At 65.6% G+C, this 14,928-nt stretch carries 12 protein-coding genes; 6 read left to right on the top strand and 6 right to left on the bottom strand.

The genetic code is table 11. The features are described from left to right. Positions 1 to 10: 10 nt before the first annotated feature. The gene (locus tag KY494_RS28475) at positions 11 to 2,494 is read left to right on the top strand and encodes a TonB-dependent receptor (protein ID WP_219889216.1); all 2,484 of its coding nucleotides are present in this window, start codon (positions 11 to 13) and stop codon (positions 2,492 to 2,494) included. 7 nt (positions 2,495 to 2,501) lie between these two features. On the opposite strand, the gene KY494_RS28470 is transcribed toward KY494_RS28475, so the two are convergent. From KY494_RS28470 to KY494_RS28450, 5 genes are all read right to left on the bottom strand, one after another. Continuing rightward, on the bottom strand, positions 2,502 to 3,389 hold the full coding sequence (locus KY494_RS28470) for a pirin family protein (RefSeq protein WP_219889214.1): 888 nt from the start codon (positions 3,387 to 3,389) through the stop codon (positions 2,502 to 2,504). Then, positions 3,386 to 3,784 carry an OsmC family protein gene (locus tag KY494_RS28465; protein WP_219889212.1) on the bottom strand — a complete coding sequence of 133 codons (399 nt, stop codon included), beginning with the start codon at positions 3,782 to 3,784 and terminating at the stop codon, positions 3,386 to 3,388. The genes KY494_RS28470 and KY494_RS28465 overlap by 4 nt, the downstream gene beginning before the upstream one ends. 78 nt (positions 3,785 to 3,862) lie before the next feature. After that, the gene (locus KY494_RS28460) at positions 3,863 to 4,582 is read right to left on the bottom strand and encodes an SIMPL domain-containing protein (protein WP_258194532.1); all 720 of its coding nucleotides are present in this window, start codon (positions 4,580 to 4,582) and stop codon (positions 3,863 to 3,865) included. A 62-nt stretch (positions 4,583 to 4,644) separates the two neighbouring features. After that, positions 4,645 to 6,969: an SUMF1/EgtB/PvdO family nonheme iron enzyme gene (locus KY494_RS28455; protein ID WP_219889208.1), complete on the bottom strand. Its 2,325-nt coding sequence runs from the start codon at positions 6,967 to 6,969 to the stop codon at positions 4,645 to 4,647. 19 nt (positions 6,970 to 6,988) lie between these two features. Beyond that, positions 6,989 to 9,316, bottom strand: coding sequence for a hypothetical protein (locus KY494_RS28450; RefSeq protein ID WP_219889207.1), 2,328 nt, complete (start codon positions 9,314 to 9,316; stop codon positions 6,989 to 6,991). Between the two features lie 310 nt (positions 9,317 to 9,626). Between KY494_RS28450 and KY494_RS28445 the strand changes: the two genes are divergently transcribed. From KY494_RS28445 to KY494_RS28435, 3 genes are all read left to right on the top strand, one after another. Then, positions 9,627 to 9,863 carry a hypothetical protein gene (locus KY494_RS28445; protein ID WP_219889205.1) on the top strand — a complete coding sequence of 79 codons (237 nt, stop codon included), beginning with the start codon at positions 9,627 to 9,629 and terminating at the stop codon, positions 9,861 to 9,863. A gap of 188 nt (positions 9,864 to 10,051) precedes the next feature. Next, positions 10,052 to 10,750, top strand: a complete 699-nt coding sequence (locus tag KY494_RS29945; RefSeq protein ID WP_258194529.1) for a YXWGXW repeat-containing protein — start codon at positions 10,052 to 10,054, stop codon at positions 10,748 to 10,750. Positions 10,751 to 10,866: 116 nt separating this feature from the next. Beyond that, positions 10,867 to 11,895 (top strand): transporter, encoded by a 1,029-nt coding sequence (locus KY494_RS28435; RefSeq protein WP_219889203.1) that lies wholly within the window; start codon positions 10,867 to 10,869, stop codon positions 11,893 to 11,895. 64 nt (positions 11,896 to 11,959) lie between these two features. Here the strand turns inward: KY494_RS28435 and rnk are convergent, their stop codons facing one another. After that, complete coding sequence (gene rnk, locus KY494_RS28430; RefSeq protein WP_167389686.1) at positions 11,960 to 12,367, bottom strand: nucleoside diphosphate kinase regulator; 408 nt, start codon at positions 12,365 to 12,367, stop codon at positions 11,960 to 11,962. Positions 12,368 to 12,551: 184 nt separating this feature from the next. Between rnk and KY494_RS28425 the strand changes: the two genes are divergently transcribed. After that, positions 12,552 to 12,812, top strand: a complete 261-nt coding sequence (locus KY494_RS28425) for a hypothetical protein (RefSeq protein ID WP_219889201.1) — start codon at positions 12,552 to 12,554, stop codon at positions 12,810 to 12,812. Positions 12,813 to 12,946: 134 nt separating this feature from the next. Beyond that, positions 12,947 to 14,839: a bifunctional diguanylate cyclase/phosphodiesterase gene (locus KY494_RS28420; RefSeq protein ID WP_219889199.1), complete on the top strand. Its 1,893-nt coding sequence runs from the start codon at positions 12,947 to 12,949 to the stop codon at positions 14,837 to 14,839. The last annotated feature ends 89 nt before the right edge of the window (positions 14,840 to 14,928 follow it).

Genomic DNA, 14,928 nt, shown 5'->3' with positions numbered 1-14,928 from the left:
AAGACCGAGCATGCAGCCGACCACTCCCGTCCTCCATCCCGCCGCGCGCGCCATCCGCCTGGCCGTCCTCGCCATGGCGTGTGCCTCCCCCGCCGCCTTCCTCGCCGCGCCCGCGCTGGCGCAAGGCCAGGCCGCCGCAGCTTCAAGCGCGGCACCGCAAGCCTACGCCATTGCGGCCGGCCCGCTGGCCACCGCCCTCAACGATTTTGCCGTCGCCGCCGGCGTCAGCTTGTCGACCGATCCCGCGCAAACGCGCAGCCTGCGCTCGCCCGGCGTGCGCGGCAGCTTCAACGTCAGTCAGGGCTTTGTCCAGGTGCTGGCCGGCAGCGGCCTGGAAGCGCTGCAGCTGCCGAACGGCGCCTACGTGCTGCGCCAGGCGGCCGCCACGCCGGCACAGGCGGCGAGCGACAAGGTCATGGCCCCCGTGGTCGTGAACGCCAGCATGGAGCGCGACCCCGTCAGTGAACACAGCAACTCGTACGCGGCGCGCGCCGTCACCGTCGGCAAGGGCGTGCAAACCCTGCGCGAAATCCCGCAATCGGTCAGCGTCGTCACGCGCCAGAAAATGGACGACCAGAACCTCAACACCATCGACGCCGTGCTGGCCAATACCACCGGCATCACCATGTACGACAGCCCCATGGGCGGACGCTATGTGTATTCGCGCGGCTTCATGGTCGAAACGTACCAGTTCGACGGCGTCAACCGCGCCATGTACTACCCGCAGGCGAACAGCTTCACCAGCAATACGGCCATGCTCGATCGCGTGGAGATCGTGCGCGGCGCCACGGGCCTGCTGCAGGGCACCGGCTCGCCGGGCGCCGCCATCAACATGGTGCGCAAGCGCCCACTGGCGGAAAAGCAGGTGCAACTGGCGCTCGGCGCGGGCCGCTGGAACGACGTGCGCGGCGAAGTCGACGTCACCGGTCCGCTGAACGAGTCGGGCAGCATCCGCGGCCGCGCCGTGGCCGCGCATGAGCAGCGCGATTACTTCTATGACGTGGCCGACAGCCGCACGGACGTGCTGTACGGCGTGCTGGAATTCGACCTGGCGCCGGGCAGCAAGCTGACGACGGGCGCCAGCTACGAAAAGCTGAAGTCGACGCCATTCTTCTCCGGCATGCCGCGCTACCGCGACGGCAGCGATCCGAAGCTGCCCCGCGAGACCTTCCTCGGCGCCGACTGGAACCGCTGGAACAGCCGCCAGACGGCCGTCTTCGCCGAATTCGAGCACCGCTTCGACGCCGACTGGTCGCTCAAGGCCAGCGCCAACTACACGCGCGAGCGGCATGACGTGAAATACATGTTCAGCCAGGGCGCGATCGACCCCGCCACCCTGACCGGCATGATGATGTATGGCGGCGTGTTCGACTACGGCAGCACCAACAAGGGCATCGACCTGTCGCTCGATGGCAAATTCAACGCCTTTGGCCGCCGCCACGGCTTCAGCGCCGGCATCAGCACGAACCGCCTGGAAAGCGACAGCGATTTCAGTCTGGCCCTGCTGCAGCAAGCGAACAATCCGCTGCAGCCGAATCACGGCGTGGCCGAACCGAGCGACGCCTGGTTCCGCGAACACAGCTACCGGGGCGATCCCAGCGTGACGAAGATGACGCAGACGGGCGCCTACGGCGTGGCCCGTTTCAGCGTCAGCGATCCGCTCACCGTGGTGGCGGGCGCGCGCGTGTCGAACTACAAATGGAGCAGCGTGTACCGCGACACGGGCGAGGTGTACATCGATCCGTACCGCGAAAACGGCGTCGTCACGCCATATGGCGGCGTCATTTATGCGTTTGACCAGCGCTGGTCCGGCTATGCCAGCGTCTCCGACATCTTCCAGCCGCAAAACCAGCGCACGGCCGAAGGCGCCCTGCTCGATCCGCTCAAGGGCCGCAACCTGGAAGTGGGCATCAAAGGTGAACTGTTCGACGGCAAGGTCAACACCTCGCTGGCGCTGTTCCGCATCGAGCAGCGCAACCGCGCGGAGCTCGACCTGGTCAATACCTGCTCCAGCGGCACGGAGTGCTATTTCTCGGCGGGCAAGGTACGCAGTGCAGGCGTCGATGCGGAAATCAGCGGAGAAGTGGCGCCGGGCTGGCAGCTGTTCGCCGGCTACACCCTGAACAATTTTAAATATCTGGAGCAGACGTCGAATGCGGGCGTAATGTTCGCCAGCACCTACTCGCCGCGCCACATGCTGCGCGCGTGGAGCGACTACCGCCTGCCTGGCGCCTTGCAGAAGTGGAGCGTGGGCGGCGGCGTGAACTTCCAGACGGAGAGCTCGCGCACCACGCGCGACGTGACCGTGGCGCAGGGCGCGTATGCCTTGTGGAGCGCGCGCGCCGCCTGGCAGATCGACCGCAACTGGACGGCATCGCTGTCCGTGACGAACTTGCTCGACAAGCGCTATTACCAGACGGTGGGTGCGCCAGCGTGGGGCAATTTCTATGGCGAGCCGCGCAAGGCGCAACTGACCTTGCGCGCGCGTTTCTAAGAGGGACTCAGGTCGCCGGGCGCAGGGGCGCCTTCGGCAGCGGGATGAATTCCGTCTCGCCCGGCACTTGTCCCATGCGCTGGGCGCTCCAGTCGTCGGCCGCCTGCGACAAGCGCTCCTTGCTCGACGAGACGAAATTCCAGAACAGGAAGCGGTGGCCATCCAGCGGCTCGCCGCCGATCACGACGAACTGCACCGGGCCGCCGCCTGCCGTCACCACGGGCGCAGCCCCAGCTTCCAGCAAGGCCATGGTATGGGGCACGAGCGCCACGCCATCGACCAGCACCTCCCCGCTGATCGGATAGATCGCCGCTTCCGCCGGCAAGCCTTCCAGCCGCAGCTCCTTGCCCGCCGGCAGCGCCACGTCCAGGTACAGCGTCTGCATGTAGGTGCGCACGGGCGAAGTCTGGCCGAACGCCGAGCCGATCAACACTTTCACCACGGCGCCATCGAGCGCCACGACGGGAATGTCGGCTTGCGGCGTGTGCGTGAAACTTGGCGCGTCTTCTTCATGCGCCTTCGGCAGTGCGGCCCACAACTGCAAGCCGTGCGTGCGGTGCGGCTGGCCCGCCAGGTCGTGCGGCGTGCGCTCCGAATGCACGATGCCGCGCCCGGCCGTCATCCAGTTGATGGCGCCCGGCTCGATGCGCTGGTACGAACCGATGCTGTCGCGGTGGTCGATCGCCCCCTCGAACAGATAGGTGACGGTGGCCAGGCCGATATGCGGATGGGGGCGCACGTCGTGGTTGGCGTCGGGCGCCACGTCGATGGGGCCGAAATGGTCGAAGAAGATGAAGGGACCGACGGCCTGTTTCTGGCTTGACGGCAGCAGACGCCGCACGACAAAGCCGCCGCCCAGGTCTTTTTCGTGGCTTTTCAGGATGGCCGCGCTCATGCCAGCACCGTCGTCACTTCGGTGGTGACAGCCGTCATCAATTTATGCAGCGGGCATTTGCCGGCCGCGGCCAGCAATTCCTGACGCTGCGCATCCGTCAGCTCGCCCGTCAGGTGCAGGGTGGCGGCCAGGCGGTACACGCCCTTGCGCTCTTCGCTGGCATCGCGCTCGGTCGACACTTCCACATGTTCCAGGGGAATGCCCTTGTGTCTGGCGTACCAGACCACCGTGAGCGCCTTGCAGGCCGACAGGGCCGCGTCATACAGGTCGTGCGGCGAGGGGCCGGAATCGCCGCCGCCTTCAGCCACCGAGGCGTCGGCGGAAATGATGTGATCGCGCACGTGCACGATGTGGCGCATGGGTTGCGACTGGTCGCGGATGGCTTTGATGGTCATGGCGTTCCTTGGTGCGTTTGGAAAGCCACAATTTACACCGTTTGCCCGCTTTGCGCAGCCCGCTCCCCGGGCGCCAGGCTATTTGATACGGAACACGGCGTCGACCGTCTGCCCCATCTTCAGGCTGGTGACCATCAGCATGTCGTCGGGATTTTGCCGCTGGCGGCTGTTGGCGCGCTGGTAGCGGTCGGACGGCACCAGGCCCACCGCATTACCCAGGTTTTTCAGCTGGTCCGAGGAGATGCCGGCCACGGCGCCCGCGCGCTTGCCGAAGCCGCGCGCCATGGCGTCGGCCTTGCGCTGCGCATCCTTGACGGCTTCGCCCATCAATTCTTCTTCCAGGCGGATGCGTTCGGTGGCGCCGAAGGTGACGGCAAACGCATCGAGGTTGGGCATGGCCAGCAGCGGACGCATGACGGCGGGCCATTTCGACAGGTCCGCCACATTGACATGCACGCTGGCCTTGATCAGGTACTGCGGGTTGGCCGGATCCTGTTCCGCGCCCTTGCGGATTTCCTTGCGCACGTCGCGCACCTCGATGCCGGCCGCCGCCTCGGGCAAGCCCTGCTCCACCAGCAGCGCCTTGATTTCCCCGATGCGCGTCTGCACCAGCGCCGTGGCCACGTCCGGCGCGGGGTCGAAGGCGCTGACGTCGAAGTCGATCTCGCCCAGGTCCGGCGTGACGAAGCTGTAGGCAGTGCCCGTCGCATGGATAAAGGGATAGGAGGGCAAGTCGCTGGCCAGGGCGCAGAAGGGCAGGCAGGCGAACACGATGGACAGCAGGCGGCGTTTGAACACGGATACTCCGGCACGGTTAGGGTGCATGAAGTATCCGCCAAGATGACAGATTTAACAATAAATTAATCGAGCGTGCGCGCCACCCTGAAACCGACGATGTCGTTCGACAGCACGGTGGAAAAACCGTTGCGCAGGGCCGAGCGCAGGTAGCGCGGGTGGTACAGCCAGGAGCCGCCGCGCAGGATGCGCCGGCTGCTGTCGCTGCCCTCTTCCCACGCGCTGCCATCGGTGGGCGCGCCTTCGTAATTGTCGTGCACCACGTCCTGCACCCATTCCCACACATTGCCATGCATGTCGAACAGGCCCCAGGAATTCGGCGCGAAGCTGCCCAGCGGGCTGGTGCCGCCCCGGTACACGCCGCGCGGGCCGCCGTTGTAGACATACAGGCCGTCGTAGTTGGCCTGCTCGGTGCTGATCGTGTCGCCCACGTTGAAGGCCGTGCGCGTGCCGGCGCGGCACGCGTATTCCCACTCCGCTTCGCTGGGCAGGCGGTACCGCCGGCCCGTGCGCTCGCTCAGCCACGCCAGGTACAGCTGTGCGTCATTCCAGCTCACGCCCACCACCGGATGCTGCTCGTTCTGCACGAAGCCGGGATTGTCCCAGTCCGTCTCGGAACCGCCCGCCCAGCCGGTCGCCTTGACGAAGGCGCGCCATTCGCCCACGCTGACGGGATGCCGGGCCAGCGCGAACGGGCGCTCGATGCCGACCCAGTGCTGCGGCATCTCGCGTTCCAGCCAGGCTTGCTGCGAGCCGGCCTGGATGGCTGCCTTGTGCTCCGTCTCGTGCGCGCCCATCTGGAAGCGGCCGCTGGGAATGAGCACCAGTTCCGGGCCCTGTCCCGCGCCATCGAGGAAATCGTCGCGCAAGATGCCTTCGGCGTTGGCCACCGGTTCTACATGTTCGGGTTCCGATTCCAGTTCTGGCGCCGGCGCGGATGCCGGCGCGGGGACAGATGCGGCGGCGGTGCGGCTGGCCTCTGCGCGACGCGCCCGTTCCTGCTCGGCCCGATACGCCGCCTCCGCCTTGGCGACGAGGGCCTTGCGCTGCAATTCCTGGTGTTCCTGCAGGGCCGTGGCGGCATCGGCTTCGCGGCGCGCGCGCAACTGGCCGCGCAGCGCTTCCTTGCGCAGCTTGCGCGCCTCTTCCGCTTCGAAATGGCGCTGCGCCTCCTGCTCGCGGCGCAGTTTGTCCTGCCGCTGCTTTTCCAGCGCAGCGGCATGGATTTCCGCCTTGCGGCGCTGGTCCAGTTCTTCCTGGCGTATCCGGGCCCGCTTGATCTCTTCTTCGCGGGCCTGTTCGGCGGCCAGTGCCGCCTGCCGTTGTTGCTGCGCCGTGCGCGCCTGCTGCTGGCGCGCCTGTTCCGCCAGTTCTTCGGGCGACGGCCCGGCCGCACGTTCCAGATTTTCCAGCAAGGCTTGCACCGATAGCGGCCGCAATTCCGCCGTCAGCGAAAAACCGTTCTGCAGCACCTGCCACTGTTGCGCGTTCAGCGCTTGCGGTGCCGACGGCAGGTGGCTGGCGCTGCGCGCGTCGTCGAACGGCATGCGCCCTTCCAGCATCTGATAGATCATCACGGCCACCGCATACACGTCCAGGCGCGGGCTGGGCTGACGCTGGTTGGCGCCTGCCTCGGGCGCCCGATAACCGTGCGTGCCTGCATTCGGCATGTCCAGCGCCAGGCTGCTATCCGCATTGCGCACGCGCGAAGCGATGCCGTAGTCGAGCAATTTGACGTCGCCCTTCGCCGTCAGGAAGACATTGCCCGGCTTGATGTCGCGGTGCACCAGCTTGTGCTTTTCCCACGCATACGACAGGGCCTCGGCCACCGGCTGCAGCAATTGCTGCACCCTGGACAGCGGCAGCGCGCCCTCGCGCGCCAGATAGTGCTCGAGGTCTTCGCCATCGAGGCATTCCATGATGATGAAATAGCTGGCCGTGGCCGGGTCCTGTGCCCATTCGTAGACGCGCACGATGTTTTCATGCGCGAGTTTTCTCGCCTGGGTCGCTTCCTCGATCAGCAGCTTGGCGTGCGTGGCGCTCTGCGTCAGCTGCGGCGGCAAGATCTTCAGCGCCACCATTTCGCTGCTACCCAGCTCCGCGTGCGTGGCCAGGTCGGTGGCTTGCCACACCTGCCCCATGCCGCCCGTGCCGATCAGCCGTTCGAGCCGGTAGCGGCGGTTTTGCGGGCCGATTTCCTGGCCCGTCATGAAGCCCAGTTCCGTACCCTGGCGCACGGGCAGCGGCGCGGCCACGGGCGCGGCGCCGGGCGGCGCGTACTCGGCGTCGAGGATGGCGTTCTTGCGGCGTTCAAATTCCTGCTCGCTGAGCAGCCCGTCGTCGTGGAGGGCGCGCAGTTCCCGCAGTTTGTCTCGTGCTTTTTGCATCATCTGGGGTGAAACGCTTCCATCAAGGCTGCAGGGCGACGCCGCACGCGGCGCAGAATTTGTCTTCGGGGTGGCCCGCGCGCTGCACGTGGCCGTTCTTGCAGCGGGCCGACGCGGCAGAGGCGGAGGCCGCGCCTGGTTGCAGCGCCTGCGCCACGGCCACGCCCAGCTGCGCCTGCGCCGACAGGCCATGCGCGTGCGCCGCGTTCTGCAGGTTGATCAGGTCGAGCTGCTGGCGCCGTTCGCGTTCCGCCTGGCCTTCCAGGTAGCTGCGCTCCTGCGCCACGCTGTCCTGCGCCATGCGCAGCGCGTCCAGCGGCGCGACGCTGTTTTCGGCCGCCGCCAGCGCCGCCAGCGCGTGGATCTGCTCGGCGCTCATGCCCGCCTGCAGCTGCACCTTGAGCACTTGCGCCAGCGCGGCCGCGTTCTGCCCGGCGGCCATGGCCAGCTTGCCCGTGTCGCTCAAGCTTCCGATTTTCTCGATGCGGTCGATGTCGATGCGCGCCAGTTCGGCCGCATGCGCCTGCTGCGCCAGCAGGGCTTCATATTCTCCCTTCCAGCGCGCGTAATCGCTTTCGCGCTGCTGCGCCATGGCCAGCAAGTCGCGCTGCCATTGCGCTTCCTGTTCCAGCTGGCGCAGCTGCTGGCGCTGTTCCTCGATGGCCAGCGCGTCGAGCTGCGCCAACTGCGCTTGCTGCTGCAGCTGGCGCGCGTGCACGCCATCGGCCTCGATGGTGCGCAACAGCTTTTCCTGCTGCGCGATGGCGTCCTCGCGCGCGCCGCCGCGTCGCAACGCCGCCACTTTTTCCGCGATTTCCGCCGCCTGCACCTGCGCCGCTTCATCCTTGTGCGCCTCGGCACGCAGCAATTCGCGCTGGCGCGCCAGCTGCATCTGGTCTTCCCATTCCTGCACCCGCTCGGCCTCGCGCTTGCGCGCCGCATTCGCCAGCATCAGGCCCTGCCAGGCGGCCTGGTGCTGCTCCGCCTCCAGTTGCGCCTCGCGCTGGGCCGCATCCGCCTCCGCCTGGCGCAGGCGCGCCAGCTGGGTGCGGCGTCCCGTCTCGTCATCGATCAGCAGCGCGCTCTCTATCTGCTGCGCGATCGACTGCAAGTGGACCTGATGCGTAAAGCGCTGCTGCGCCAGCTGGATCTGCTCGCGCCCGTGCAGCTGCGACAGTTCCAGCTCGCTGCGCATCTTGATGGCGGCCAGCGCGCGCACGTGTTCCCAGTTGGCCGTTTCATCGGCGCGCTGGGCGCCCTTCTGCGCCAGTTCCTGTTCCAGCTCGCCCAGCGCCAGCGCGGCGCCATGGTCGAGCGCCTGGCGCCGCGATTTCGCTTCCAGGATGCGGCCGTACAGGTCGATCTGGCGCCCGCGCAGCGCCTGCAGGCGCTCCGCTTCCTGGTGGTCCAACTCCGCCTTTTCCACCGTTGCATCCTGCCGCAGCTCGGCGCGCCGGTGCGCATGGCGCGCCGCCAGTTCTTCGCGGCGGATGCGTTGCCACTCTTCCTCGTCATACAGCTGGTCAAGCTGCTTCATGCGTTCCAGGCTGTGCTGTTCCAGCTCCTGCGCCGGCAAGCCGCCCAGCCACAGCGTGCCGATGCTGGCGCCGGCATCGCCCTCGCCCGCGCGCTTGTCGTGCCGCAGGCTCAGCGTTTCCACGCGCGCCACGGCCAGGCCGCTGGGCGCCAGGCGCTGCGTCAGGGCCGATTGCAGGCGTTCGTTCAATTCCGGCCGCAGGTCGGCATTCGCATCCATCTCGCGCAGCGCGCGGGTGCCGATGAATTCCAGCGCGATCTGGCGCACGGACGGCAACAGCAAGGCGTGCAGGTGGGCGCGCGTGACGGCGCCCGGCGCGCGCATGAACTGGCGCGCGAACGCATCGGGCTGGCCCAGCGCGATGTCCACGCGCAGGGAGGCGGCGACGTTCAGCCGCTCCGTGCTGGCCAGGCCGGGCAAGTCGAATTCCAGGCTGACGGCGTCGGCGCGCGCGATCAGCACTTCGGCCGGACGCGCCGGCAGCAGCGCGGGCAGGCGCGCAAAGAAGGCGGCGCTGTCATAGTCGCCGGCCGGTATCAAGGTGAAAGCGTCCGATTGCACGATCCAGGCGCGTGACTCGGCCGGTACCTGCAGGCGCCGCGCCGCGCTGCCGAACAGCGAGGACAGTTCGCGCACGCCGAAGAACAGGGCCAGTTGCCCATCAGCAAGATGCCATTGGTTGGCATGCAGCACCGCGTCGCTGTCGGGGGCGCCCAGCGACAAGCCGCATTGCGCGCAATAGCCGGCGGCAGCGCCGTTCTTGTGTTCGCAGCGCGGGCAGCGGGCGCCGCCAAAACCAAACAATTGGAACATATGTGACTCCTGATGAGAATGATTGTGTGCGCGCTGGCTGCCGTAGCGATTCTAGCAGGAGCGCCGGCGGCGCACGCTACACCGCGCAGTATCAAATAATGCCATGCGGCAAGTGCATTCATATGCACGGATACAGGGCTAATTAGGCCTCAATTCAAGCGGTCGGCCGCCAGCCCCGTGCGCCGGCATTTCAGCGCCGTTTTTTTGCAGGCCATCCCGCCAAAACCACGGCTGGTCGCATCTGCATGGCGCGCGGGCGCGCCCTTGGCTACAGTGCATGCATACCCACCCGCCACCGAAAGGAACGATCATGAAAGCTTTGAAAAACATGGAAGCCATCTTCACCGTCGCCGTCGCCATCGCCTGCGGCGCCAGCTACGTCAGCTTCATGCAGCCATCGGCTGCCAGGACGGCCGCTGCGGCGCAGGCGAACCCCATCCCCGTGGTGGTGGTCAGCGCCAAGCGCCTGACGGAACAGGAAAAGAAAATCTCGCTGATCGAGGAACGCCAGGCCTTGCTGGGCAACGCCACCGCCAGCACCTTGTGAGCCATCGATGCTGACTCCACGCCGCCTGGCGCCAGTTTGAAGAGCGCCGCGCCAGGCCGCCATTTGTATCCGCCACGGATACACGGACACACAGCATTGTGTCAATTGTAATAAGTTGAATCAAAGGCGAAAAACCGCCAGCAAGCGCCTATAGTCCATTTCACGCAATCACCGAAATGGAGCACACCATGAAACCCATCGCACTCTACGCAGCAGCCATGCTTGCCATCAGTACCGCGGCCTTTTTGCCGACGCAGGCGATGGCACAGAATCAGCTCGGCGTGAGCATTGTCGTCGGCAACGCCCCACCTCCGCCACGCTTTGAAAGCGCGCCCGCACCGCGCGCCGGCTATGTCTGGGCACCGGGCTACTGGAACTGGGATGGCCAGCGCCATGTCTGGACCGGCGGCGAATGGCTGCGCGAACGCGGCGGCAACCAGTACCGCCGCGCCGCCTGGATACAAGAGAACAACCGCTGGCGCCTGGACCGTGGCGGCTGGGTCGCCGCACAGCTACAGCCCGTGCGCTATGACGACATCCGCATCGCCCCGCCGCCACCGCGCCGCGAAGCCATCCCGCGCGCCCGCCACGGCTACGCCTGGGCGCCCGGCCACTGGGAATGGCGTAGCCAGCGCTACGCCTGGACCCCGGGCGTGTGGATCGCCGAACGCCCTGGCTATGTGTATGCGCCGCCCGCCTGGAACCAGCGCGATGGCCGCTGGCAGATGGAACAAGGCCGCTGGTCGCCACGCGGTCCGAACGGCGACCGCGACCGCGACGGCATCCCCAACCGCTATGACCGCGACAATGGCAACCGCCACGACCGCGACGGCGATGGGGTACCGAACCGCGACGACCGCCGTCCGGACAACCCGAACCGCAGCTAGCACACGGTTGTAGTCCCCGCCAAGGCCACCCATCGCGGTGGCCTTGTCATTTTCCGGACATATCTATGTATTAAAATCGCGCGACGATCAATCACACTGCGCGAGAAAGATTCACGATGGCGATGGAAACTGCCGGTTTTACCTACGGCTCGGATACCTCGGGCCTGGTCTGGGGCTTCCTGTTTGGCCGCGGGGCCCAGCCGCTGGCGCTCGACTCGACGGCCGCACTGGCCTGGCTGGCCGATGGCGCGGCCAGGCCTGCGCAGGAATTCGTCTGGCTGCATTTCAATTTATCGCATGCGGCCAGCGAAAAATGGCTGATGACGCATACGCAGCTGGCCGACGAATTCTATGAAACCCTGCATCAGGGTTCCCGTTCGACGCGCATCGAACAGGCGGAAAACACCCTGATCGCCGTGGTCAACGACGTGGTGCACAATTTCTCGTTCGAAGCGTCCGATATTTCCACCATGTGGGCCAGCGTGGCGCAAGACCTCGTCATCACGGCGCGCCGCGCGCCGCTGCAGTCGATAGAGCGGCTGCGCCAGGCCGTCATCAAGAACCACGAGCCGATCCGCTCGTCGGTGGAACTGCTGATCCATTTGCTGCGCGACCAGGCCGACGTGCTGGTCAACATCGTGCGCGATGCCGTGGCGCGGGTCGACGATATCGAAGATCACTTGCTGGCCGGGCGCCTGGTGCCCAAGCGCGAAGACCTGGGCGCCATGCGGCGCGTGCTGGTGCGGCTGCAGCGCCTGCTGGCGCCGGAACCGGCAGCCCTGTTCCGCCTGCTGCAACGCCCGCCGGCATGGGTGTCGGAGCTGGACAGCCTGGAATTGCGCCAGTCGACGGAAGAATTTTCCGTGGTGCTCAGCGATATGTCCTCGCTACAGGAACGCATCAAGCTGCTGCAGGAAGAGATCGCCGCCAGGGTCAACGAGGAAAACAGCCGCAGCCTGTTCGTGCTGACCATCGTCACCGTGCTGGCCTTGCCGATCAATATCATCGCCGGCATGCTGGGCATGAATGTGGGGGGAATTCCGCTGGCCCAGCACCCGCAGGGCTTCTGGATCATCGTCGCCATCATCGTCACGTTTACGGTCGTGGCGGGATGGCTGGTGGTGCGCGTGCAGAGAAACAGTTAACTCCGCTCCCGGCACGGCCTGGCAGGCGAACGGCAGGCGCCGTCCGCCATCACCGCATCGTTGCCTAGCGGTGGTATTCGCCGGCCCGTTCAGGCTGGTAGACGATTTCCTCGATCTTGACCTTTACCACGCCACCGGGCATGGGCCAGGCGATGCTGTCGCCCACAGACAAGCCCAGCAGCGCGCTGCCGACGGGCGCCAGCACGGAAATGCGATCGGCCTGGCCGTCCACATCCTTCGGATACACGAGCGTCAGGCAGAATTCCTCCTTGTTTTCCACCGTGAAGCGCACGGTGGAATTCATCGTCACGACGGTAGGCGGTATTTCTTGCGGCTCGAGCACCTCGGCACGGCCCAGCTCATCGAGCAAGGCGGCCTTGTCCGGCGACAAGTTATTTCCCAAGGCATACAACAACGCTTCCAGTCGTTCCAGGTCTTGTGACGACAAAATAATTTTTGGTTTTTTTTCCAAGATATCCTCACTATTGATCATTAGGGCGACGTCCGGTTTTGCTGGCGGCAGTTTACTTGGCCGCAGCAGACAAAATAAACAGCATCAGAACGTCCATCATCAGCGGATTATGGACGAACTCGCGGAGCAAGGCCATAGCGTTCTCGCATTCTTCATTAAAATTTATTAAAATCAATGACTTGCAATGGCCGATACGGACAGAAAATTAATCCCTGCCATGACGGCCGCAGGCATTCAAGTTACTCTGCATGACATTTTGTTTACCTGTAGCATGTTTTTAGGGGAAAAACCCGCCGCTAAAAAAAGGATTAAAATTCAGATTACATTATTATTAGAAAGACACGCCCCGCCTTTTGCGCCTGACTTGTCGCCTTGCATGCGGCCACCGGCCTGCGGCATGGCCATTAAATTGCCGCACGCCCTGTACTTTCGCGCCGCAAAATGACAATATATCGGCCTTAACAACACGTTGAGAGTTCCGGCTCACTTCGGTTTTCATCAGACTGGAACGACAAGTATGGCAGGGCGAGGCGGGATCACACGGGGTAGCGGCAAGCGTGGCCGGCAGGAGAATGCGTCATGATGGTGCCATTGATGCTGCCCTCGGTGCAGTTGCGCGGTGATCGGATAGCCAGGCTGAACCTGCTGGCCGCGGCGGCCATGCTGGCCACGGCCAGCCTGCTGCTGATCCTCTTCCAGTTGCTTTCCCTCCAGGCATCGCTCCAGCGCAACCTGCGCATCCAGGCCGACATGCTGGCGCCAGCCGCTGCCCAGGCCATGCGCCAGGATGATCGCCTTGCGGCGCAACAAGTCCTCGCTCCCCTCGCCGCCGCCCCGTATGTCCGGCAAGCACTGCTCTACAGTCCGTATGGCACGCCATTCGCCCGCTACGCGCGCAGCGCCAGCGATGCCGCGCCCGCGGCGCCGCGCACCGGCCTGCAGATCGATTACCTGGACGGCAGCGCCGCCCTCCTGCACAACCTGCCCGGCGGCGGCGCACTGTATCTGCGCGCCAGCCTGGCGCCGCTGTTCAACAGCCTGGCGCAATTTGCCGCCTTCACCCTGCTGGTCTGCCTGTGTGCGTTCGGCCTGACGGTCCTGATGGTGCGCCGCACGCGCACCGCCGCCCAGCAAGCGGAAAGCCATTTGCACTACCTGGCCCACGTCGACCCTGTCACGCAACTGCCGAACCGCCATGAATTCAACGGCGCCCTGGCCTACGCGCTGGCGCGCGCCGACCGCCAGGACAGCAGTGTGGGACTGCTGCTGCTGGACCTGGACAACTTCAAGGTGGTCAACGACACGCTGGGCCACCACTGCGGCGACCAGCTGCTCAAACTCGTCGCCGAGCGCCTGGTGGAGATCCTGCGCGGCACCGACATCATCTGCCGCATCGGCGGCGACGAATTCGTCGTCATCGTCGAACCGGCCGACGACGCCTCGGAAATGGCCAGCGTGGCGCGCAAGATCCTCGCCGTGCTGGCCGCGCCGTTCGCGCTGGAAGGCCACCAGTTGTATGTCAGCGCCAGCATCGGCGTGAGCCTGTATCCGTTCGATGCGCAGGACGTGGCCACCCTGACGCGCAATGCCGACACGGCCATGTACCACGCCAAGCATCAGGGCAAGAACCGCTATGCCGTGTTCAAGGCTGAAATGGAATTGCGCGCCCAGCGCCGCCTGCGCATGGAGGCGAACCTGCGCCGCGCCCTGCAAAACGAGGAACTGTATCTGCACTACCAGCCGCAGATCGACTTGCGCAGCGGGCGCATCGTCGGCGTGGAAGCGCTGATACGCTGGAACTGCCGCGAGATGGGGCAGCTGAGCCCCAGTGAATTCATTCCCGTGGCCGAGGAAAGCGGCATCATCGTCGAGCTGGGACGCTGGGTGCTGCAAAGCGCCTGCCGCCAGGCGGCCAGCTGGTGCAAGGCGGGCCTGCTCGATTCGCTCGAACACGTGGCCGTCAACCTGTCGGCCTGCCAGGCGCGCGACCCGGGATTGATGGACGATATCCGCGCCATCCTGGACGAAACGCAGCTGCCGCATGGCTTGCTGGAGCTGGAAATCACGGAAGGGGTATTGATGGACAATATCCACGCCAACGTGGAACTGATGCGGCGCCTGCAGGAGACGGGCATCCACCTGTCGATCGACGATTTCGGCACCGGCTATTCCTCGATGTCCTACCTGAAGCGCCTGCCGATCGACCAATTGAAGATCGACCGCAGCTTCGTGCACGACCTGCCCGGCGAAGGCGAAGCCATCGTCACGGCCATCATCGCCATGGCGCACAGCCTGCATCTGAAAGTGGTGGCCGAAGGCGTGGAAACGCTGCAGCAGGTGGAGTTTTTGAGAAAAGCCGGCTGCGACAACGTGCAGGGCTACTTCTTTGCGCGCCCCATGACGGCGGCGCAGCTGACGGCATTGCTGCTGGAGCGGCGCGACTGGAGTACGCGCACCATCATGCCGGCTTGAATTGCGCCAACGATGGTGTCGGATTACGGCCGTTGGCCTAATCCGACCTACGCCTTGAACAGGAAGGTCGGCGTAGGTCGGATTAGCGC

This window comes from Janthinobacterium sp. PAMC25594, assembly GCF_019443505.1.
Taxonomy (GTDB): Bacteria; Pseudomonadota; Gammaproteobacteria; order Burkholderiales; family Burkholderiaceae_D; genus Janthinobacterium.
The sequence above is the reverse complement of the archived record's forward strand: the minus strand, read 5'-3'. Positions and strand labels throughout refer to the sequence as shown.

Excerpts from the sequence above, each read along its gene's own strand:
- KY494_RS28450 (WP_219889207.1), bottom strand. The coding sequence starts at position 9,316 with ATGTTCCAATTGTTTGGTTTTGGCGGCGCCCGCTGCCCGCGCTGCGAA.
- KY494_RS28470 (WP_219889214.1), bottom strand. The coding sequence starts at position 3,389 with ATGAGCGCGGCCATCCTGAAAAGCCACGAAAAAGACCTGGGCGGCGGC.
- KY494_RS28465 (WP_219889212.1), bottom strand. The coding sequence starts at position 3,784 with ATGACCATCAAAGCCATCCGCGACCAGTCGCAACCCATGCGCCACATC.
- KY494_RS28425 (WP_219889201.1), top strand. The coding sequence starts at position 12,552 with ATGGCCGATACGGACAGAAAATTAATCCCTGCCATGACGGCCGCAGGC.
- KY494_RS28420 (WP_219889199.1), top strand. The coding sequence starts at position 12,947 with ATGATGGTGCCATTGATGCTGCCCTCGGTGCAGTTGCGCGGTGATCGG.
- KY494_RS29945 (WP_258194529.1), top strand. The coding sequence starts at position 10,052 with ATGAAACCCATCGCACTCTACGCAGCAGCCATGCTTGCCATCAGTACC.
- KY494_RS28475 (WP_219889216.1), top strand. The coding sequence starts at position 11 with ATGCAGCCGACCACTCCCGTCCTCCATCCCGCCGCGCGCGCCATCCGC.
- KY494_RS28455 (WP_219889208.1), bottom strand. The coding sequence starts at position 6,969 with ATGATGCAAAAAGCACGAGACAAACTGCGGGAACTGCGCGCCCTCCAC.
- KY494_RS28435 (WP_219889203.1), top strand. The coding sequence starts at position 10,867 with ATGGCGATGGAAACTGCCGGTTTTACCTACGGCTCGGATACCTCGGGC.
- KY494_RS28445 (WP_219889205.1), top strand. The coding sequence starts at position 9,627 with ATGAAAGCTTTGAAAAACATGGAAGCCATCTTCACCGTCGCCGTCGCC.